We start from the raw sequence: 21,184 nt of genomic DNA on the forward strand, positions 1-21,184 counted from the left end.
AAACAGCAAGGGCGCGAAAATCGCGCCCTTGCTTTTTATATGACTTTTTATACCCCTGCCGGATTAACCCTGACGGCAATCCGGGAACTCGGCCAGGAAACGCTCAACGTCGTTCACCATCGCCTCGTTACCGCAGTAGAACGGGCAGCGCTGATGCAGCGTGACCGGTGGAATATCCAGAATACGCTTCTGACCGTCGCTGGCTTTACCGCCCGCCTGCTCTGCCAGGAACGCCATCGGGTTGCACTCATACAGCAGACGCAGCTTACCCTGAGGATGGCTGGCGGTGCTTGGGTAGAGGTAGATGCCGCCTTTCAGCAGGTTACGATGAAAATCCGCGACCAGCGATCCGATGTAACGTGAGGTATAAGGACGGTGCGTTGGCAGATCCTCTTCCTGACAGAACTTCAGATATTTCTTCACACCCTGCGGGAAACGAATGTAGTTACCTTCGTTAATGGAGTAGGTGTAACCCGTTGGTGGATAGGTCATACGTTCGTGACTGAGGCAGAACACACCCAGAGACGGATCGTAAGTAAACGCATGCACGCCTGCACCGGTGGTATAAACCATCATGGTGGAGGAGCCGTAAACCACGTAACCGGCAGCGACCTGCTTGTTGCCTGGCTGCATGAAGTCCGCTTCAACAACCGGCGTACCCGGCTCGCTGACGCGGCGGTAGATAGAGAAAATGGTGCCGACGGAAACGTTAACGTCAATGTTAGAAGAACCATCCAGTGGATCCATTAACACCACGTACTTACCGTTTTCTTCACCTTCAAAGATCACAAACTCGTCTTCTTCCTCAGAAGCGATACCGGCGACGATGCCACGTGCTTTCAGTGCTGCCTTCAGTTTCTCGTTGGCAAACAGATCAAGTTTCATCTGCTGCTCACCCTGAATATTCTCGACGCCGCTGGCACCCAGAATATCCACTAAACCGGCTTTGTTGATATCGCGGTGGATGATTTTGGCACCCAGCTTAATAGCGGAAATCAGCGCTGTCAGTTCACCTGTAGCGTGCGGAAAGTCATGCTGCTTCTCGACGATAAATTCGCCCAACGTTTTCATAACACATTCCCTGAATCTTCGATGGAGTGGCAGCACGCGTAACAGTCTGCCAACGGATGCGTACGCAGTTTAGCCGATTGAACTTCAAAAACCATAGTCCTAATCCGTTTCTTCCGTCTGCGAGCGGCGTTACACTGTGCGCCGAACTTTTGAGTAATGGATCACGTAATGCGCATTCACATCCTCGGGATTTGTGGCACTTTTATGGGCGGTCTGGCGATGCTGGCCCGTTCACTTGGTCATCAGGTGACCGGGTCAGACGCCAACGTTTACCCACCTATGAGTACTCTGCTTGAACAGCAAGGTATTGAATTAACAGAAGGTTACGACGCCAGTCAGCTTGACCCGGTGCCTGATCTGGTGATTATCGGCAACGCGATGACGCGGGGTAATCCTTGCGTGGAAGCGGTGCTGGAACGCAACATTCCTTACCTCTCTGGCCCGCAGTGGCTGCACGATTTCGTGCTGCGCGATCGCTGGGTGCTGGCGGTCGCGGGAACCCACGGCAAAACCACCACAGCCGGCATGGCAGCGTGGATTCTCGAGGCCTGCGGCCTTGAGCCAGGCTTTATTATTGGTGGTGTGCCCGGAAACTTCGATGTCTCGGCAAAATTAGGAAAAAGTCCATTCTTCGTGATTGAGGCGGATGAGTACGACTGCGCGTTTTTCGATAAGCGTTCCAAGTTTGTCCATTACTGCCCACGTACGCTGATCCTCAATAATCTTGAGTTTGATCACGCCGATATCTTTGACGATCTGCGCGCGATCCAGAAGCAGTTCCACCATCTGGTGCGGATCGTACCGGGCCAGGGCAAGATCCTGCTGCCGGAACATGATCCTAACCTCAAACAGGTGATGGCGATGGGCTGCTGGAGCGAACAGGAGAACGTCGGCGAGCACGGGCGCTGGCAGGCGAAGAAGCTCACCAACGATGCGTCTCACTGGGAAATCTGGCTCGACGGCGAAAAAGTCGGGGAAGTGAACTGGGCGCTGGTGGGTGAACACAATATGCACAACGGGCTGATGGCGATCGCTGCCGCGCGCCATGTGGGTGTGAAGCCGGAAGATGCAGGCCAGGCGCTGAACAGCTTTATCAATGCGCGTCGACGGCTGGAGCTGCGCGGCGAAGTGAACAGCATCAAAGTCTATGATGACTTCGCCCACCATCCGACCGCGATTCTGGCGACGCTGGCTGCCCTGCGCAGCAAAGTTGGCGGCAGAGCGCGTATCCTGGCTGTGCTGGAGCCACGCTCTAATACCATGAAGATGGGCGTCAGCAAGAACGATCTGGCACCGTCGCTGGCGCGTGCTGATGAGGTCTTTCTGTTCCAGCCGCACCATATTCCGTGGCAGGTATCTGATGTCGCAGAAGCGTGCATTCCGCCTGCACACTGGAGCGCGGATATCGATACCCTGGTGGAAATGGTGGCCAAAGCCGCTCAGCCAGGCGACACGATTCTGGTCATGAGCAACGGCGGGTTTGGTGGCATCCACCAGAAGCTGCTGGACAGGCTGGCATAATGTCACAGGCGCCCGTTTCGGGCGCTTTTTTAAAAGCATTATCCCCGGAAATATTATTCCCTCAATAAATTCCGCATATTTTTGAATTCGATCTGCTCACTCTTCCTGCCGTTGCCATATTTTTCTTATTAGTGTCTGAAACAGAAAGGCCGCTCTCGCCGGTTATTTCTAGCATCATCCCTGTAGTGACTGAGAAATAATAATTAACGCGTTAAAGTTAAAGGAATAAATAACAGGTTCTCTTTATGCGCGATCTTATATTGATGAGGTTTTTAAATATAAGTTAACTCTGTGTTAAACGAATGAGTTCGGATAATTCATTGCTCTGATTACCACTAATAAGGATGTTCATATGGGAAATAATAATTCATTGTCGTTTTTGCTGGGCGCCGCGTTGTTATGCAGTTCTGCTGCGGCGCTGGCCACGGCCACCGTTGATTACCGGCATGAGTACCGCCTTCGCGACCGCACGCACTACGACAAGCTGGGTCTGAGCACCACGCTGCCGGACAATATGTTTCTCGGGGTCGAAACCAAATTCAAAACCGGCGGCGCCGATCCAAAAGACAAATATTATAACGACACCGTGTTAAACGTAGTGGAGGTGACCTTTCTGAAGTCGTATTACTGGGGAAACTGGACAGTGTCGCCTTTTATTCAGCCAGAATTTAACTCCTCGCGCACTGAATGGAAATTCGGTGTAGCACCCTGGTATAAATTTAATGATCGCTGGTCTCTCGGTGGCCTTTATCGTCTTGAGCTGACCGATTATGCGCATGACGATCAATGCCGTACCGGCGGTATTGATTATTGCGATACTGACCGGCATCGCACTGCCAACCGTTTTGATCTCTATCTGCGAAATAAAAGCGATCGGCTGACCACCACCTATAAGCTGGTGTATAAACACGCGGATGCGAAACTCTTTGCCAATAAACATGATGATTACGAACAGGAGTTACAGTTCGATTATGCGCTTGGCAACGATCGCGTCTGGGTGCCTTACGTCACCTTTGGCGATATCGGACGTTCTGCGACATCGAGCGAACGCCAGCTGCGGTTGCGCACCGGTATTCTCTATATCTATCGATAAATGCGCTGCCGGGAGGCGGGCGAGGCTGCCCGCCATGGCGTTACTTCGCTTCGGCCAGTTCGCGCAGATACTGGAAAATCTGACGGGCAGACTTCGGCGGCTTGCTGCCCGCTTTCTCTTTCTGCGCGTTACGGATCATGCTGCGTAACTGCTGACGATCGGCATCGGGATAAAGCGCAATCACGTCGCCCATCGCTTCATCACCCTGTTCAATCAGACGATCGCGCAGCATTTCCAGTTTATGGAACAGCGCAACCTGCTGGTTATGGCGATTATTGAGCTTATCCAGTGCAACGCGGATCGGCTCCACATCAATACTGCGCAGCAGTTTACCGATCAGCTGCAGCTGACGGCGGCGACCCTCTTTCTTGATGCGCTGTGCCAGTTCAACTTCGGTACGCAGGCGCTCATCCAGCGGGATTTTATCCAGCGAGTTTTTACCCAGATCAACCAGTTCGGCACCCAGGCGCTTTAACTCTTCTGCATCGCGTTTAATTTCACTCTTACTGACCCAGATAATCTCTTCATCTTCTTCTTCGTCATTATCTGGCACATCGTCGAGCCACTCATCGGGCTGTTTGGTCATTTCCGGGCTCCCAAAAAAAAGAGGCTAATCCTACCAGTTTATCGGGTGACTGCGAAATTGTTCTCTGACTCTGATAGACTCAAATCATTCACACATAAGATTAGACGGCAGGTCGATGAACGTATCTACTCAGGTTGCAGAACAGCGAAAAGTACTGGAGCAGGCCATTGCGCAGGCACTTGAACTGGCTAAAGCAAGCACTGACAGCGCGGAAGTGGCAGTCAGTAAAACCACCGGCATCGGGGTCAGCACCCGCTATGGCGAAGTGGAAAACGTCGAATTCAACAGCGACGGTGCGCTGGGCATCACTGTCTATCATCAGAATCGTAAAGGCAGCGCCTCATCGACCGACCTCAGCCCGGACGCGATCAAACGCACCGTGCAGGCGGCGATTGATATTGCACGCTATACCTCGCCCGATCCCTTTGCCGGTCCGGCCGACGCAGAGCTGCTGGCCTATGATGCGCCAGACCTGGATCTCTACCATCCGTGGGAGATTGATGCTGACCGCGCCATTGAACTGGCTGCGCAGGCGGAACAGGCATCACTGCGCGCCGACAAGCGTATTACCAACACTGAAGGTGGCAGCTTCAACAGCCACGTCGGCATCAAAGTCTTTGGCAACAGCCACGGTATGTTACAGAGCTACTGCTCAAGCCGTCACTCGCTCTCCAGCAGCGTGATTGCCGAGCAGGATGGTAATATGGAGCGCGACTACGCCTACACCATTGGACGCGCGTTTGAAGATTTGAAGAGCCCGGAGTGGGTCGGTGCAGAGTGCGCGCGCCGCACGCTCTCCCGTCTGGCACCGCGTAAACTTCCGACCATGAAAGCCCCGGTGATTTTCGCCTCAGAAGTGGCAACCGGCTTATTTGGTCATCTGGTTGGCGCGATCAGCGGCGGCAACGTTTACCGTAAATCGACCTTCCTGCTGGATTCTATGGGTCAGCAGATCCTGCCGGAGTGGCTCACCATCAATGAACAGCCGCATCTGCTGAAAGGGCTCGCCTCCACGCCATTCGACAGCGAAGGGGTGCGTACCCAGGCGCGCGACATCATCAAAGATGGCGTGCTGCAGACCTGGCTGTTAACCAGCTACTCAGCCCGCAAACTGGGCCTGACCAGCACCGGTCACGCTGGCGGCATTCATAACTGGCGCATTGCGGGCCAGGGCCACAGCTTTGACGACCTGCTGAAGCAGATGGGCACCGGGTTAGTGGTGACCGAACTGATGGGACAGGGGGTCAGCGCCATTACCGGTGATTACTCACGCGGTGCGGCCGGGTTCTGGGTCGAGAATGGCGTTATTCAGTACCCGGTCAGCGAAGTGACTATCGCCGGAAATCTCAAAGAGATGTGGCGCAATATGGTGACCATCGGTGACGATATTGAAACCCGCAGCAATATCCAGTGCGGTTCAGTGTTACTGCCTGAGATGAAGATAGCGGGACAATAAAGATGGATTCCTGAAGCAGCCGGTTGGCTGCTTTTTTTTCATCACAATAAAAAGGAAGTAATGATGCGTAAGCATGTGATTGCAATGTTGTCGGCTTCTCTGTTGTTCTCCAGCGTCAGTCTCTATGCGGCGGATCTGGAGCAGGATATGGATACACTGAATGCGAACCTGAAAATCGTCAAAAAAAGTGACAATGCCCAGGAGATGCAGCAGGCGCTGACCAAAATGCGTGCCGCGGCACAGGATGCGCGACAGGGCACGCCGGATAAGCTGGAAGGCCAGCCGGCTGACAGCCCACAGGTGAAAGATTTCCATGCCGGTATCGACTCACTGATCGCGCAGATCGATGTGGTCAGCGCGCTGGCGAAAGCCAACAATGTGGACGGGGCGAAACGCGAAGCAGCGAAGTTCGACGACATCCGCAATACCAACCATAAGAAATTCCGTTAATCAGATCGCCGGCCAGCCAGGCCGGCGGTTTTTTACCATCACTTCTGCTTATCACCGCACCCTGAACCCCCGCGCGTCCGGCTTGTCGCCGCACAACATCACCGTCTTTCACGTTTAAATCCATCAAATTATGCATTCTGCGACGCGTGTCGCACTAAGCATGCAGCCTGCGATCTGACGCACAACCTTCACTTCAATTTCCACTTGCTGCTGGAAATGTTGCCTCTCCACAGTCGGGGCGATGACCGCTAATTTGTTTTTAACGCGAATTATCCGGTTTAACAGGAGTAGCAAGGTGAGTAATAACGGCGTCCCGGTGTATGAAGCGGCACCTGAGAAAGTGCAACAGCTGGCTGACAGCGTGATGACGCAGATTGCTGCGATCTATCAGCAGCAGGGTATTCAGCCCAATGCGGTTCAGCAGCAGATGCTGCAATCGCATGTCGGTGCCATGGCGTCACGCTCGCTGAGCGGTGAGCCGCTGCCGGAAGTGGAAGCGGAGCTGTTTGAAGATATTCCGCCGGAAACGTTAGCGCTGGCGCAGCAGGTCGTCGATCTGTTTGGCAATCTGCCCCGCGAAGAGGCCTGGCTGCTGTCAGTGCATATTGAAGTCGCGCGATCAAACAACCAGAGAGGAACATAAGATGGTAACAGTAGTGATTGGTGATCGTTTAGGTAAAGGACAGAAAGTGGCGGCGGGCATCGAAAAAGCGGGTGGCCGTGCCGTCGTGGTGCCAGGTGTCGCCGCTGACATGAAACTGGGTGACGTGATGAAGGCGGAAAACGCCGATTTCGGCATCTCGTTCTGCGGCAGCGGCGGCGCCGGTGCTATCACCGCTCAGAACAAATATGGCTACAAAGCAAAGCATGGCATGCGTTCTGTCGACGAAGGCGTCACCGCCATTAATGAAGGTGCCACGGTGCTGGGCTTCGGCTTTATGGATAAAGAAGAGTTAGGCGAGCGGCTGGTGCAGGCCTGGAACAAGAAGCACGGCAGCTGATTATGAAAGAACAATACGTTACCCAGGTGACGGTCGAGGGCAAAGGCGACACCAGAGCGAAAGCCTTTGCCGATGCCCTGAGTCGTGTGCAGAACCAGGTTCTGCGCGCGACGCAAAAAATTCTGCTGCGCATTGAACCTCAGGATGTCCGGGTGCTGCGCGCGCAGGAGAGCGTCAAAACCGAGAAGTTTCTCTTCTTCTTTCTGGCGCGCCAACGGCGGAGCTTCAGCGTCACGCTGGAGATCACCGTCAGCGTCACCGTTTTCGACACCGAACAGGTGGCGTTCACGGCGGCATCGTAAAGCAGAGCCTGTTAACGCCAGCCAGCCGTTTGCCCGATGCTCTGCTGTCGCGACATCGCGATGATCAGGCAGGGGCGATGCGGCGGCGTGCGATTGGGCAGGTAAAAACGACAACAAGGTACAACAACATGTTTTTAATCATTTTGTTTAAGTCGTTGATCATTGGCGGGCTGGTAGGGGTCGGCGTCGGTGCGGGTGCGGCGCGCATGTTCCACGCGCCAACCACTCAGGGCATGGGCGCTTTCCGTACGCTGGGCGAGCTGAACTCGTGCGAGGGCGATCCGGCATCCCACTTCTCCTTTGGTCTTGGCTTCTTTTTCAATGCCTGGGCATCGTCGGTTGCAGCCGGTTCATTCACTCAGGATGTGGATCATCGCATCATTCCAAACTGGGGTGCGGCCGCCTTGATGGTGAAGAATCGTAATGTGGCGGAGACGCTGCACGATCCGAAAAAAATGGCCATCGCCTGCGGCATCATCGGCATGATCGTGGTCGCCTTCCTCAACTCCACCGCCTCGGCTGTTCCGGCTGCGCTGCAGGTCACGGCAGTCAAAGTGCTGGTGCCCGCCGCTAACCTGCTGGTGAACACCGTCATGCCGGTGATCTTCTGGCTGGCGGCGATCGACGCGGGCAGAAAGTCAGGCTTCTGGGCCACCATTTTTGGCGGCCTGGCGCAGCTGATCATGGGCAACGCCGTGCCGGGACTGGTGCTGGGTATCCTGATCGGTAAAGGCGTGGAAGAGAGCGGCTGGAACCGGGTCACCAAAGTCATGATGACCGCCATCGTGCTGCTGTTTGTGCTGAGCGGCTTCTTCCGGGGTTTCGATATGAAGCTGCTGCAGTCCTTCCAGCTCGGCATTCCCGGCTGGCTCGACATGATCCATAACTCAGTCAGCGGCAAATAAGAGGCGATGCGATGAACGAAAATAAAGGCTTCTGGTACGCCGACTGGTCTTTCCCGATCTTTGTTGGCCTGCTCTCTTCTGGCGTCTTTGCCGGAACTCACATGTATTACCTCTATGGCATCGGCGCGTTCAACGAAGTGGCGTTTGTGTCGATGCTGCGGGCAGGCATGGAGACCGGCGTCTACGGCGCGGTCGCCGCCTTTGGTGCCAGCTTCCTGTTCGCCCGTATCATCGAAGGCTCGCTGGTGGGCATTCTGGATATCGGCGGGGCGATTCAGACCGGCGTCGGGCTGGGCGTTCCGGCACTGCTGCTGGGTGCGGGCATTGTCTTCCCGGTGGCGAACTTCGCTGCCTCGCTGGCGACGGGCCTGGTGATTGGTGTGGCGATTGGCTACCTGATTATTCTGGCGCGTAAATTCACCATCAATCAGAGCGACTCAACCTACGGCGCAGACGTGATGATGGGTGCGGGTAATGCCTCGGGGCGCTTTCTGGGGCCGCTGATCATCCTGTCAGCCATGGCGGCATCCATTCCGATTGGCCTGGGTTCGCTGCTGGGCGCGCTGCTCTTCTATCTCTGGAACAAGCCCATTACCGGCGGCGCTATCCTCGGCGCGATGATCCTTGGGGCACTGTTTCCGATTGCTCTCTGATCTCACCGGCAGCCCGGCAGCGGGCTGCCGTTAAGGAGAAACCATGTACGACTTGATTATTCGCGGTGCGCGTCTCAGCGATGAGCAGGTGGTCGACATTGCCCTGCAGGATGGCCGCATCGCCGCCATAGGCAAGGTGCAGGGCAACGCACAGCGCGAGCGCGATCTGGCTGGCCGTTACTACCTCAGCGCAGGCTGGATCGACTCCCACGTTCACTGCTATCCCAAATCACCGATTTATCATGATGAAGCGGATGCGATTGGTGTTGCGCATGGCGTCACCACGGTTGTCGATGCGGGCAGCACCGGCGCAGAGCACATTGATGACTTTTACCGGCTGACACGCGCGGCACAGACCCAGGTTTATGCGCTGATCAATATCGCCCGCACCGGTATCGTCACCCAGAATGAGCTGGCTGACATGACGCAGATAGATGGCGAGGCGGTGCAGCAGGCGGTGGCGCGGCTGCCCGATTTTATTGTCGGCCTCAAGGCGCGCATCAGCAGCAGCGTGGTGGGCGAGAATGGTGTGCAGCCGCTGATCAAAGCGAAGGCGATCCAGCAGGAAACCGGCGGGCTGCCGCTGATGGTTCACATTGGCAATAATCCGCCCAATCTCGACCAGATTGCGGATCTGCTCACCACGGGCGATATCATCACGCACTGCTTTAACGGCAAACCCAACCGTATCCTGACGCCGCAGGGCGAACTCAAAGCGGCGGTAAAACAGGCTATCGCGCGTGGCGTCAAACTTGATGTCGGCCACGGCAGTGCCAGCTTCAGCTTTGAAGTCGCCCGCGCGGCGATTGCGCAGGGCATTCTGCCCGACACCATCAGCTCTGACATTTACTGCCGCAATCGTCTGGCCGGACCGGTTCACAACCTGGCGCATGTGATGTCGAAATTTTTCAGTGTCGGTATGACCCTGCCGCAGGTGATTGACTGCGTAACGGTCAATGCGGCGGCAGGACTGCGCCTGCAGCGCAAAGGCCAGCTGAAAGTCGGCTACGACGCCGATCTGACTGTGTTTAGCGTCAAAGAGGAAACCCGGCCATTCATCGATTCAGAAGGTGAACAGGTCGCAGGTGAGAAGCATCTGGTCCCGCTGGCGGCCATCGTTGCTGGTACGTGGATCGCGACTGAAGAAGGAATAGCGCATGACCTCGGTATATGAAAAGTATGGCCTGAAGCCGGTGATTAACGCCTCTGGCCGTATGACGATCCTCGGCGTCTCTACGCCGTCGAGTGAGGTGATCGATACGGTGAAATATGGCCTCGATCACTACTTCGAAATGAAAGATCTGGTGGATAAGACCGGTGCTTATATCGCCGGTCTGCTGAAGGTGGAGAACGCGCTGGTGGTCTCCTGCGCCTCGGCCGGTATCGCCCAGAGCGTGGCGGCGGTGATTGTGAAAGACAACGACTGGCTGGTGGATAACCTGCATGCCGCGCCGCTGACTGTCCCGCACCAGATTGTGGTGCCGAAAGGGCACAACGTGAACTATGGCGCACCGGTCGGCAGCATGGTGGCACTGGGTGGCGGGCAACTTGTGGAAGCGGGTTACAGCAACGAGTGCTCACCCGCCCAGCTTGCGGCGGCGATCACCCCACAGACCGCGGCGATCCTTTATGTAAAATCGCACCACTGTGTGCAGAAGAGCCATCTCGATGTGGCGCAGGCCGCAGCCGTTGCGCGCCAGCATGGCGTCCCGCTGATCGTCGATGCGGCGGCAGAAGAGGATCTGCAATGCTACTACCAGGCGGGTGCCGATCTGGTGATCTACAGCGGAGCAAAAGCGATTGAAGGGCCGACCAGCGGGCTGGTGATTGGCCGACACCACTACGTTGAGTGGGTCAAACGCCAGACCAACGGCATTGGCCGCGCGATGAAAGTGGGCAAAGAGGGGATCCTGGGGCTGACCCAGGCGATTGAAAACTATCTGACGCAGCCAAAAATCAGCGGCGCGCAGATGGTGGAAAAAATGACGCCGTTCATTGAACAGCTCAACAGTCTGAATGGCGTGACGGCCCGGGTAGTGTGGGACGCAGCCGGACGCGACATCGCCCGGGCTGAGATCAAGTTCGACGAAGCCGCGATCCAGCAGCGCACCGGCGATCTGGTGCAGGCGCTGAAAAACGGCGATGTGGCGATCTACTTTCGTGGCTACAAAGCCAACGAAGGGATCATTGAGGCGGACGTGCGCAGCGTCAGCGCCGATCAACTGCACACTATTTTCACCCGCATTCAGGCACTGTTAAACGGAGAGAAAAACGCATGACGCTGACCCCCAATTTCTATCAGGATCGTCTCTGCCTTAACGTACTGGCGGGATCGAAAGAGAATGCACGCGCTATCTGGCAGGCGGCAGAAGGGCATGTGCTGGTCGGCGTACTGTCGAAAAACTACGCCAGCAATGAAGCCGCTATCGCCGATATGCGCGAGTATGCCGCGCTGATCGATAATGCGCTCTCGATTGGTCTGGGTGCGGGCGATCCCAACCAGTCACAGATGGTGAGTGAGATCGCGGCAGTGCTGCAACCGCAGCATGTGAATCAGGTCTTTACCGGCGTCGCCACCAGCCGTGCGCTGCTGGGGCAGTCGCAGACGATAGTGAACGGGCTGATCTCGCCCACCGGCACGCCAGGTCAGGTGAAAATCTCCACCGGACCGCGCAGCTCAAAACAGCGTGACGGGATCGTGCCCGTCGAAACGGCGATCGCGATGCTGCAGGATATGGGCGGCAGCTCGGTAAAATATTTCCCGATGGGCGGTCTGCAGGCGGTGGATGAGTATCGCGCTGTGGCGGAAGCCTGTGCAAAACTGGATTTCTGGCTGGAGCCAACCGGCGGCATCGATCTGGAAAATTTCGGTGAGATCGTGCGCATAGCGCTGGAGTCGGGCGTCAGCAAAGTGATCCCGCACGTCTACAGTTCGATCATCGACAAAGCCAGCGGAGAGACCCGCGTTGAAGATGTGAAGCAGTTGCTGGCCATCTGTAAAACGCTGCTGGCTTAGAGATCAACACGATCTGCCTGCAACAGGCAGATCGCGCAGCATGGACGTTGCGAGACGATCTCCGTAGGCTGATGTTCCCTATTTCTGTCTGCAAACAGGTAACGCTTGTGAGATTTCCCAATCAGCGCCTTGCGCAACTGTTCGATGCCATGCAAAACGAAACGCTGCCTCAGGATGAGCTGGCGCGGCGTTTCGCCGTCTCGACACGCACCGTGCGTACCGATATCACGGCGCTGAATGCGCTGCTGGCAGAACATGGCGCGCAGTTTGTCCTCAATCGCGGCGCGGGCTATCAGCTGAAGATTGAGGATGCTCAGCGCTTTCAGCATCTGCAACAGCATACCGCGTCGCCGCTACGGGTGCCGCGCACCTCGCCGGATCGGGTTCGCTACCTGCTGACCCGCTTTCTTACCGCCGCCTATTCCCTGAAACTTGAAGAGCTGGCAGAAGAGTGGTTTGTCAGCCGCGCCACCCTGCAGAATGATATGGCGGAGGTGCGCGAATGGCTGGGGCGCTATCACCTCACCATTGAGAGCAAGCCCCACTACGGCATGAAGCTGTTTGGCAGCGAAGTGGCAATTCGTACCTGCCTGACCGACCTGTTATGGCAAATTGATCAGGCGCAGCCCGAGAGCCCGCTGCTCACTATCGAAGCGCTGAACAGCGGCATGCTGGAGACGCTGCGCCCGCTGCTGCAAAGCTGTTTTGCTCAGCACAACATTCGGCTCAGCGATGAGGGTGAACGCTATCTGCGGCTTTACTGCGCCGTGGCGGTGCGGCGCATCAGTGAAGGCTATCCGCTTAACGATCCGGGTGCAGAGGAGATTGGTGATGAGGTGCGTGAAGCGGCCCATCACCTGATTAATCTGATGCGTCCGCTGGTCAGCAAACCGATTTCACCGGCGGAAGAGAACTGGCTGCGGGTCAATATCGCCGCGCGACGCATTCAGGCGATTGCTCCCAGCGCCATCAATGCTGATGACGCCGACGCGCTGGTGGATTATCTGCTCAGCTTTATCAACACCCATTACAACTTCAATCTGCAAAACGATCAGCAGCTGCGTGCTGACCTGCTCACCCACATCAAAACCATGATTACGCGGGTGCGCTATCAGATTCATATTCCCAACCCGCTGCTCAGCAACATCAAACAGCACTATCCCATGGCCTATGATGTCACCTTAGCGGCGGTGACCAGCTGGGGAAAATATACCCCTTACGTCATCACCGAGAATGAGATTGGCTTTCTGGTGCTGCATATCGGTGTCGGGCTGGAGCGCCACTATGACGTCGGTTATCAGCGTCATCCGCAGGTGCTGCTGGTCTGCGACAGCGGTAACTCCACGCTGCGAATGATTGAGGCGATGCTGCTGCGCAAATATCCGCAGTTGCAGGTCACGGCCCGCCTGTCCCAGCGCGAGTATGAGGCGCGCAACCGCATCGATGAAGATTTTGTTATCTCCACCATCCGGCTCAGCGAAAAAGAGAAGCCGGTGGTGGTGATGTCGCCGTTTCCCACCGGTTTTCAGCTGGAACAGATTGGCAAGCTGGTGCTGGTGGACCGTACCCGGCCCTATATGCTGGCGAAATTTTTTGATGCCCAGCACTTTCATATCGTCGACAGGCCGATGACCCAGTCTGAACTGTTTCGCCAGCTGTGCGATCAACTGGAGGCGGAGGGATTTGTGGATGCGGCGTTCTATCCGTCGGTTGAAGAGCGCGAAGCGATTGTCAGCACCATGCTCGGCGAAGGCATTGCGCTGCCGCACTCGCTGGGGCTGCTGGCAAAGAAAACCGTGGTTTACACCGTGCTGGCGCCGCACGGCATTGCCTGGGGAGACGATACCGCCTATGTCATTTTCCTGCTGGCGATCAGCAAAAGTGAATATGAAGAGGCGATGGCGATATACGATCTGTTTGTGACGTTCCTGCGTGAAAGGGCGATGACCCGCCTGCGGGATAGCACCGATTTCACCCGCTTCAGGGCAGTGGCGATGGATTGCCTGAGCCGCTCCTGGCCCTCGCCCTGAATCGGCGCTTTAGTTTTTCTTCGCCAGCAGGCGCGGGATCTCACGCAGGCACCAGGATTTGGCTTCGCCCATGCTGTCACGCCGCCACGCCATAATAATATCGACCTCGCGGGTATATTCCGGACTCACCACCCGCAGACGGCCTTCCGCAATATCCTGCTCTACCAGCGAATAGGGCATGGTCGCCACGCCCAGGCCAGCCAGCAGCGCACGGCGCTTATCGTCCATGCTGCTCACGGTCAGGCGCTGCTGCTTATCCAGTAACTGCACGGTCAGCACCGGACGCTCACGCGCGGTATCTGCGACCGCAATGCCACGGTATTTCACCCGCGTCACTTCAGACTGGGGTTCAGGCTCGTTATGAATCGGGTGGTCAGCACTGGCGACATAGACGCTCATCATGGTGTAGAGCTTGCGGGTATTGATCTCGGTGGAGGCGCGGAAGTGCATATCGGGGGCAATCACGATATCGGCCCGGCCCTGTTCCAGCCGTTCCCACGCGCCCGCCAGCACTTCCGTCACCAGCGAAAATTGCGTATTGGCCTTGTCGGCTAGTCGCGTCACCAGCGGAAACAGCGCATCAACAGGTACCAGTGCTTCGGTGACGATGGTCAGATGGGTTTCCCAGCCACGTGCCAGCGCTTCCGCATCGGTGGTGAGCTTATCGGCTGCTTCCAGCAGCACCCGGCCACGCTCCAGCAGCATGCGTCCCACGTTAGTAAATTTAGTACGGTGACCGGAACGGTCAAACAGCACCACATCCAGCTCCTCTTCCAGCTTTTGCATGGTGTAGCTGAGGGCGGAAGGGACGCGCCCCAGTTCATCCGCCGCCGCGGCAAAACTGCCACGCCGATCAATCGCATCCATAACGCGTAAAGATTCAAGGGTTAACGCACGCTCTTTAGCCATCCCGGTTCTCTGTCAGGAAATTTGAACATGCCCGGCAGATTAACTGGCTAACAATCCGGCGTCCAGACTTTTACCATGGGAGCATATAGTCCGTGGCCGATCCTCGTCACCGGATGCTGGAGGTAAACAATGATAACGACACGCAGTGCGTCCGCATGTGGTCAGGCCGATTTCGGCTGGTTACAGGCGCGCTACAGTTTCTCTTTTGGCCACTATTTTGATCCCAAACTGATGGGGTACGCGTCGCTGCGCGTACTGAACCAGGAAGTGCTGGCGCCGGGTGCCGCTTTTCAGCCGCGCACCTATCCACAGGTTGATGTCCTGAACATCGTGCTGCAGGGTGAAGCTGAATACCGCGACAGCGAAGGCAACACCATCAGCGTGCGAGAAGGGGAGGCGCTGCTGCTCTCTGCCCAGCCGGGTGTGAGTTACACCGAAATGAACCTGAGCAAAGATCGACCGCTGACACGCATGCAGCTCTGGCTGGCCGCCTGTCCGGAGCGCGAAAATCCGCGGATGCAGAAAATTGCCCTGACGGATGGCCGGTTGTCCCAGCTGATCGCCTCGCCGGATGGCATGGACGACAGTCTGCAACTGCGTCAGCAGGTGTGGATTCATCAGGTCGAGCTGGCACCAGGCGAAAAGCATTCGCTGCGGTTACAGGGGCCGCGTGCCTATCTGCAGTCGATTCACGGTTCGCTGGAAGCGATGTCCGGCACGGATCATCAGGAGAAGCTGGGCTGTGGCGATGGTGCCTTTTTGCAGGAAGAGAAGCTGTTGCAACTGACGGCGAAAACCGCGACCCGCGCACTGGTCATCGACATTCCGGTCTGAACATCGGGCAATAAAAAAGGCGGCCATGGCCGCCTTTTTTGCGTTTTGCGTACTACTTCAGCATGGTGAAGGCCGTGGTGACGTGCTTCACGCCACTGACGCGGCTGGCGACATCAGCTGCTGCCTGCGCTTCCTGCGGTGTCACCAGACCCAGCAGGAACACTTCGCCATTCTCCGTCGTCACCTTCACGTTGGAGGATTTCACCTGATCGCTGCCCAGCAGCTGCGAGCGGATTTTGGTGGTAATCCAGGTGTCTGACGACGTGGTGCCCAGCGTCACTTTCTGGCCGATACGGATCTCGTTATAGACCTCGGTTGCGCCATCAACGCCCATGGTGATCTGTTTGGCACGATTGGCGATCTCCTGCGAAGGCGCCTGACCGGTCAGCAACACTTTGCCCTGATAGGCCGTGGCGATAATGCGGGCATCGGTTTTAATCTGCTGATCTTTAGCCAGCGCGTTAGTCACGCGTAGCTCCAGCGTGCTGTCATCAACCTGCGTACCCACCGAGCGTGGATCGGTGGCCGTTTTAGTGGCAACCGCTGCGCCACCCGCCACAACCGCAACGCAGCCCTGCAGCAGCATGGCGGTTAACAGAATAGCTATAGCATTCAATGCTTTCATTCGTGCTCCTTCGGTCATTCCTGATGGGGAAAGAGAGTGTTATCGATCAGATCGCATAAGCAATTAACGGTGAGCATATGCATCTCCTGAATACGGGCGCTGCGATGCGACGGAATGCGGATCTCCACATCCTGCGGACCCAGCAGTCCGGCGAGCTCTCCGCCATCATACCCGGTAAGCGCAACGATAGTCATATCGCGTGTTACCGCCGCTTCTACGGCCTTAACGATGTCACGAGTGTTGCCACGGGTTGAGATAGCCAGTAACACATCGCCTGCGTGTCCCAGAGCGCGCACCTGCTTGGCATAGATCTCATCGTGCAGGCGGTCATTACCAATCGCGGTCAGCATCACGTTGTCGGCGCTCAACGCCAGCGCCGGTAAGCTTGGGCGTTCGGTCTCGAAACGGTTGATCATGCTGGCGGCGAAGTGCTGTGCATTGGCGGATGAGGCACCGTTGCCACAGCTCAGGATTTTATTGCCATTCAGTAACGACTGCACCAGCGTCATAGCGGCGCGGGAGATGGCATCGGGCAACGCTTCGGCTGCGGCAATCTGAGTTTGAATACTTTCGGTAAAACACGCTTTAATTCTGTCCTGCACACGACCACCTGGTTCTAAACGTCTGCATTAAAGGCATTCGGCAGCCACTCGAGCGCCGTGCCGGTAATGGCGATGATGTCGAAACGGCAATTCACTGTTTCAAAACTGCCGCCGCGTTGCGCCAGCCAGAGAGCGGCAGCGCGCAGCAGCTTTTGTTGTTTATTCCGGGTTACGCTGGCGAGCGCGCCACCATAACGCGCATCGCGTCGGTAGCGAACTTCAACAAACACCCAACAGTGCCCGTCACGCATTATCAGGTCAAGTTCACCATTGCGAAAGTGAACATTACTGGCGACCCATATCAGGCCAGCCTGCTCCAGATAGCGCCGGGCATCTTCTTCATGCCTGGCGCCAGTCTGACGCCGATTTAGTTGGCCGGTGCGATTTCGCCCCGACGATACTGTTTCCATGTCAACTTCCTGTTGATCACACAATCCGTGTCGGCGCTGAGCTTGCCGGTATTGCCGTCCAGCGTAAAACCAGGTGACTGACGCATCTGGTTAAAGTGATTCGCCAGCGTCCAGGCATCCATTCCCATGGCATAGAGGCGCACCAGCGAATAGTCATTATTGAATGACTTTGATGTCTGCTGCATCAGGCCAGGATTGCTGCCGGAGAGCAGCGGAATATCGCTGAACTGCAGGCCATCCATTTCCAGACGGAAGTCCGGGCCGGCACCGGCTTGCGCGCTGCGCGAACTGGCGTAGAGCGAGATATTGCTACGACTGCCGGTGCGCATGGTAATCATCGGTTTGATCAGCTGCAGTTCGTCCTGCGTTGAAACGATATAGACCGCATCGACGCCGCCGCCGCTGCTGGTGCTGACCACATCTGGCGTGTTCTGCTGCGGTGCCGGGATAGTCAGGCCCGCAATCGTAACACCCTGCGGCTCGGCAGGTGCAGCGTTCACTGGCGTACCGGATAAGCTGATGCCCGCGCCGCTGTTAATGCCCTGCTTCAGCTCTGAGGTCGAACCAAAGCGCTGCTGCATCACCGTGCTGCCACCCAGCGTCTGCCACTCCTGAGCAAAGGCGTTGGTGACGCGATCGCCCAGTCCACTACGCGGAACCAGCAACAGCGGCTGGCGTTTGCCCTGATCCCAGATATGGTGCGCCGCATCGCGCGCTTCGTCTTCAGGAGAAAGCGCAAAGTAGCAGATATTCGGATGGTTCTGGATCTTTTCCGGCTCGTTGAGCGCCAGCACATTCAGTGGCGTCTGGCTGTTGGCGACCTTCTCAACGTTGCTCTTCAGCAGCGGGCCGACCACGATGGTGGCACCATCCTGCTGTGCCTGCTGCATCACCTGCTCAATCGGCTGGCTGCTGGTGTCATAGACCTTGATCTGTGCGTTGCTGGCCGGTTCTGCGGCAGCAGGCTGTGATTGAGGCTGTGGCGTCGTGTCGGCAGGCTGTTGCTGCTGCGGCGCGCTGATTGGATCGGTGGAAGAACCAGCAGCAGCTGCGGGTTGCGTGCTGGCTGTTGCATCAGCAGCGGCGGGCTGAGCTGCCGCAGGCTGAGCGACCGGCGCGGAGATGCCATTCTTCGCATCATTAAAGCCTTTCTGAATCGCGTTGGCGAACACCTGTGCCTGGCCATTCAGCGGCAGCAGCAGCGCGATGATGCTGGTTGAAGCTTTGGTGTAGTTCTGCATCTGGCTCAGCTGCGTCGGCAGCGTTTTGGCCGCCGGGTTCTGCGGATAGCGGGTCTGCCAGTCTTTGATGCCTGACTTGAGCATCTCGGCATCCTGCGTGTTGGCGCGCCAGACCGCGAGCAGATCCAGCCAGCCCTGCAGCACATTTTCATCGGCATTGATGACCAGGTTGCTGACTTCCTGCGGCGACATCTGGGTCAGTGTCTGCCAGGTGGCGTCGATATTGCCCTGATGATCGGTGCCTTTCAGCAGCGGCTCCTGGGCAATATAGTTGCGCAGCAGCGAGAGTGAAGGGCGACCCTGTGCGCTGGCGATCTGCAGGCTGTAGTAACGCGCCAGCTGATCCTGCGACAGTGCGCCGGTTTTCACTGCCGCTAACAGCGGTTCGGCGTCTTTGATCTTCTGCTGTGCAATCAGCAATTGCGCTTTCAGCAGCAGGGATTCCTGTTGCTGCGTCTCAGAGAGCTGCTGCGGCAACTGGCTCAGTTGCTGAGTCGCCTCAGGATACTTTCCTTCCTTCAACAGGGCGCGGATTGCAAGTAATTGCCAGTCGGTCTTGCTATCATCGCTGCTTTGCTGCGCTTGCTGCAGATAGTAAGCGGAGCTGGCTGTGACGGGCCCCTGAATATTGACGGTTGAGGTTTGCGGCCCCTGACCGCTACATGCGGCTAAAATCAGCCCAGCAAGAATGACAGGCAGAAAGCGTCCTGCTTTATGACGAACGACTTTTGAAGGAAGCATACTGTATCCAGTGATGTTTTTTTCAAGATGCTCAATATTAAATCGGCAATTCGGATGAAACAATGAAACAACTCGATCGGGCAGAGATTTCTGCCAGCACGCTCTACATCGTTCCAACCCCGATTGGTAATTTGGGTGATATCACCCAGCGGGCGCTGACGGTGCTTTCGAGCGTCGATCTGGTCGCTGCGGAAGATACACGTCATACCGGACTGTTGCTACAACATTTCGCCATCAATGCGCGACTCTTCTCACTTCATGACCACAACGAGCAGCACAAGGCTGAACTGCTGCTGACGAAGCTGCAGGAGGGTCAAAGCATAGCCTTAGTTTCTGATGCTGGCACGCCGCTGATCAACGATCCGGGCTACCATCTGGTGCGTCGCTGCCGTGAAGCGGGCATTCGTGTGGTGCCGCTGCCGGGCGCCTGTGCTGCCATTGCTGCATTAAGTGCTGCAGGGCTGCCATCCGATCGTTTCTGTTACGAAGGGTTTCTGCCCGCCAAAACCAAAGGCCGTTGCGACGCCCTGCGGGCGCTGGTGCAGGAGCCGCGCACGCTGATTTTCTATGAGTCGACCCACCGTCTGATCGACAGCCTGCAGGATATGGTGAGTGAGCTGGGTGCCGAACGCTACGTGGTGCTGGCGCGCGAGCTGACCAAAACCTGGGAGTCGATCTACGGTGCACCGGTCGGCGAGCTGCTGGCGTGGGTAAAAGAAGATGAGAATCGTCGCAAAGGCGAGATGGTGCTGATTGTCGAAGGGTACAAAGTCGATGATGAAGATGCGTTACCAGCCGATGCACTGCGTACGCTGGCGCTGCTGCAAAAAGAGCTGCCGTTGAAACGCGCGGCTGCGCTGACCGCTGAGATCCACAGCGTGAAGAAAAATGCGCTTTATAAGTATGCGCTGGAGCAGCAAGAGGCGTGACAAATGCCGGCGAATGTCCTATTATCCCGCGCCGAAGCTGACCAGACAGTCGCCGCTTTGTCGTCGTCCTCACTTGTGGGGAGACGGGCAGAGGGGAGGAAAGTCCGGGCTCCATAGGGCAGGGTGCCAGGTAACGCCTGGGAGGCGCAAGCCTACGACCAGTGCAACAGAGAGCAAACCGCCGATGGCCCAGAAATGGGATCAGGTAAGGGTGAAAGGGTGCGGTAAGAGCGCACCGCGCGACTGGCAACAGTTCGTGGCACGGTAAACTCCACCCGGAGCAAGGCCAAATAGGGGTTCACAAGGTACGGCCCGTACTGAACCCGGGTAGGCTGCTTGAGCCAGTGAGCGATTGCTGGCCTAGATGAATGACTGTCCACGACAGAACCCGGCTTAACGGTCAGCTTCGACTTTTTATCAAAAACCCCGCTTCGGCGGGGTTTTTGCTTTGTGTTGCGCGGTGACAGGATGAATGACTGCCCACGACGCTTATTCCTGAAAGAGTGCGGTTAATGATTGGCTGGGAGATCGCGCCTGCGCAGGAAACAGGGTCAGATCGGAAAGTCGCAAAATCCGTCATCCCTGACATGCTCGGCCCGCGCCATCCCTGGCGCGGGACGCTTTCCTCTTCTGACCCTGTTCCCTTCGCGTTTAGATTGTCATTGCGGTCAGACTAACCCAGCTCCCTGAGCCTTGAGTGTATCGTATCAGCCAGATTCACTCTGATATGAGTTTGTCATCAGTCAAAAACCCCGCTTCGGCGGGGTTTTTGCTTTGCAGGGTATAAGCATGCAGCGATCAATGTCGAA

General features: G+C 56.7%; 22 protein-coding genes and 1 other RNA gene. 16 read left to right on the forward strand and 7 right to left on the reverse strand.

The features are described from left to right. Positions 1-63 precede the first annotated feature (63 nt). Positions 64-1,071 (reverse strand): class 1 fructose-bisphosphatase, encoded by a 1,008-nt coding sequence (fbp, locus tag NR201_RS12500; protein WP_010256459.1) that lies wholly within the window; start codon positions 1,069-1,071, stop codon positions 64-66. 168 nt (positions 1,072-1,239) lie between these two features. Between fbp and mpl the strand changes: the two genes are divergently transcribed. Then, the gene (mpl, locus tag NR201_RS12505) at positions 1,240-2,592 is read left to right on the forward strand and encodes a UDP-N-acetylmuramate:L-alanyl-gamma-D-glutamyl-meso-diaminopimelate ligase (RefSeq protein ID WP_010256463.1); all 1,353 of its coding nucleotides are present in this window, start codon (positions 1,240-1,242) and stop codon (positions 2,590-2,592) included. A 352-nt stretch (positions 2,593-2,944) separates the two neighbouring features. Beyond that, positions 2,945-3,685, forward strand: coding sequence for an oligogalacturonate-specific porin KdgM family protein (locus NR201_RS12510; RefSeq protein ID WP_010256466.1), 741 nt, complete (start codon positions 2,945-2,947; stop codon positions 3,683-3,685). A 40-nt stretch (positions 3,686-3,725) separates the two neighbouring features. Here NR201_RS12510 and yjgA read toward each other — a convergent pair whose 3' ends face one another. Continuing rightward, the gene (yjgA, locus tag NR201_RS12515) at positions 3,726-4,271 is read right to left on the reverse strand and encodes a ribosome biogenesis factor YjgA (RefSeq protein ID WP_010256467.1); all 546 of its coding nucleotides are present in this window, start codon (positions 4,269-4,271) and stop codon (positions 3,726-3,728) included. Positions 4,272-4,386: 115 nt separating this feature from the next. On the opposite strand from yjgA, the gene pmbA reads away from it, so the two are divergent. From pmbA to NR201_RS12570, 11 genes are all read left to right on the forward strand, one after another. Beyond that, a complete protein-coding gene (gene pmbA / locus NR201_RS12520) occupies positions 4,387-5,727 on the forward strand; it encodes a metalloprotease PmbA (protein WP_010256470.1) in 1,341 nt (446 codons plus the stop codon). A 63-nt stretch (positions 5,728-5,790) separates the two neighbouring features. Continuing rightward, a complete protein-coding gene (gene cybC / locus NR201_RS12525) occupies positions 5,791-6,177 on the forward strand; it encodes a cytochrome b562 (RefSeq protein WP_010256473.1) in 387 nt (128 codons plus the stop codon). Between the two features lie 295 nt (positions 6,178-6,472). Next, on the forward strand, positions 6,473-6,820 hold the full coding sequence (locus NR201_RS12530) for a glycine dehydrogenase (protein ID WP_022623928.1): 348 nt from the start codon (positions 6,473-6,475) through the stop codon (positions 6,818-6,820). A gap of 1 nt (position 6,821) precedes the next feature. Continuing rightward, the gene (locus NR201_RS12535; protein ID WP_010256477.1) at positions 6,822-7,178 is read left to right on the forward strand and encodes an SFCGS family glycine-rich protein; all 357 of its coding nucleotides are present in this window, start codon (positions 6,822-6,824) and stop codon (positions 7,176-7,178) included. Positions 7,179-7,180: 2 nt separating this feature from the next. After that, complete coding sequence (locus tag NR201_RS12540; protein WP_159227019.1) at positions 7,181-7,480, forward strand: DUF4312 family protein; 300 nt, start codon at positions 7,181-7,183, stop codon at positions 7,478-7,480. A 128-nt stretch (positions 7,481-7,608) separates the two neighbouring features. Beyond that, a complete protein-coding gene (locus NR201_RS12545; protein WP_010256480.1) occupies positions 7,609-8,385 on the forward strand; it encodes a DUF4311 domain-containing protein in 777 nt (258 codons plus the stop codon). Between the two features lie 11 nt (positions 8,386-8,396). After that, complete coding sequence (locus NR201_RS12550) at positions 8,397-9,038, forward strand: DUF4310 family protein (RefSeq protein ID WP_010256482.1); 642 nt, start codon at positions 8,397-8,399, stop codon at positions 9,036-9,038. Between the two features lie 43 nt (positions 9,039-9,081). Continuing rightward, positions 9,082-10,212, forward strand: a complete 1,131-nt coding sequence (locus tag NR201_RS12555; RefSeq protein ID WP_256849827.1) for an amidohydrolase/deacetylase family metallohydrolase — start codon at positions 9,082-9,084, stop codon at positions 10,210-10,212. After that, positions 10,196-11,317 carry a DgaE family pyridoxal phosphate-dependent ammonia lyase gene (locus NR201_RS12560; protein WP_033769812.1) on the forward strand — a complete coding sequence of 374 codons (1,122 nt, stop codon included), beginning with the start codon at positions 10,196-10,198 and terminating at the stop codon, positions 11,315-11,317. Before NR201_RS12555 ends, NR201_RS12560 begins: the two co-directional genes overlap by 17 nt. Continuing rightward, positions 11,314-12,054, forward strand: a complete 741-nt coding sequence (locus NR201_RS12565) for a KDGP aldolase family protein (RefSeq protein WP_069025419.1) — start codon at positions 11,314-11,316, stop codon at positions 12,052-12,054. The genes NR201_RS12560 and NR201_RS12565 overlap by 4 nt, the downstream gene beginning before the upstream one ends. Before the next feature lie 107 nt (positions 12,055-12,161). Next, positions 12,162-14,084: a transcription antiterminator gene (locus NR201_RS12570; RefSeq protein WP_061902010.1), complete on the forward strand. Its 1,923-nt coding sequence runs from the start codon at positions 12,162-12,164 to the stop codon at positions 14,082-14,084. Positions 14,085-14,093: 9 nt separating this feature from the next. Here the strand turns inward: NR201_RS12570 and NR201_RS12575 are convergent, their stop codons facing one another. Beyond that, positions 14,094-14,993 carry a LysR family transcriptional regulator gene (locus NR201_RS12575; protein WP_010256496.1) on the reverse strand — a complete coding sequence of 300 codons (900 nt, stop codon included), beginning with the start codon at positions 14,991-14,993 and terminating at the stop codon, positions 14,094-14,096. Between the two features lie 129 nt (positions 14,994-15,122). Here NR201_RS12575 and NR201_RS12580 point away from each other — a divergent pair, with 129 nt between their 5' ends. After that, a complete protein-coding gene (locus tag NR201_RS12580; RefSeq protein WP_010256500.1) occupies positions 15,123-15,827 on the forward strand; it encodes a pirin family protein in 705 nt (234 codons plus the stop codon). Positions 15,828-15,879: 52 nt separating this feature from the next. On the opposite strand, the gene dolP is transcribed toward NR201_RS12580, so the two are convergent. Genes dolP through NR201_RS12600 form a run of 4 tightly spaced genes read right to left on the reverse strand, consistent with a single transcriptional unit; the run spans position 15,880 to position 19,446 of the window. Continuing rightward, positions 15,880-16,452 (reverse strand): division/outer membrane stress-associated lipid-binding lipoprotein, encoded by a 573-nt coding sequence (dolP, locus tag NR201_RS12585; RefSeq protein WP_022623923.1) that lies wholly within the window; start codon positions 16,450-16,452, stop codon positions 15,880-15,882. Positions 16,453-16,466: 14 nt separating this feature from the next. Next, positions 16,467-17,054 carry a DnaA initiator-associating protein DiaA gene (gene diaA / locus NR201_RS12590; RefSeq protein WP_010256507.1) on the reverse strand — a complete coding sequence of 196 codons (588 nt, stop codon included), beginning with the start codon at positions 17,052-17,054 and terminating at the stop codon, positions 16,467-16,469. A gap of 14 nt (positions 17,055-17,068) precedes the next feature. Beyond that, on the reverse strand, positions 17,069-17,464 hold the full coding sequence (locus NR201_RS12595; RefSeq protein ID WP_256849828.1) for a YraN family protein: 396 nt from the start codon (positions 17,462-17,464) through the stop codon (positions 17,069-17,071). Then, positions 17,422-19,446 carry a penicillin-binding protein activator gene (locus NR201_RS12600; protein WP_256849829.1) on the reverse strand — a complete coding sequence of 675 codons (2,025 nt, stop codon included), beginning with the start codon at positions 19,444-19,446 and terminating at the stop codon, positions 17,422-17,424. Before NR201_RS12600 ends, NR201_RS12595 begins: the two co-directional genes overlap by 43 nt. A gap of 62 nt (positions 19,447-19,508) precedes the next feature. Between NR201_RS12600 and rsmI the strand changes: the two genes are divergently transcribed. Together rsmI and rnpB are read left to right on the forward strand one after the other, a co-directional pair. Continuing rightward, a complete protein-coding gene (rsmI, locus tag NR201_RS12605; protein WP_045139595.1) occupies positions 19,509-20,375 on the forward strand; it encodes a 16S rRNA (cytidine(1402)-2'-O)-methyltransferase in 867 nt (288 codons plus the stop codon). 33 nt (positions 20,376-20,408) lie between these two features. After that, positions 20,409-20,787, forward strand: an RNA gene (gene rnpB, locus NR201_RS12610) — RNase P RNA component class A. The last annotated feature ends 397 nt before the right edge of the window (positions 20,788-21,184 follow it).

The sequence above is a fragment of the Pantoea sp. Fr-CA_6 genome, assembly GCF_024520895.1.
GTDB lineage: Bacteria > Pseudomonadota > Gammaproteobacteria > Enterobacterales > Enterobacteriaceae > Pantoea > Pantoea agglomerans.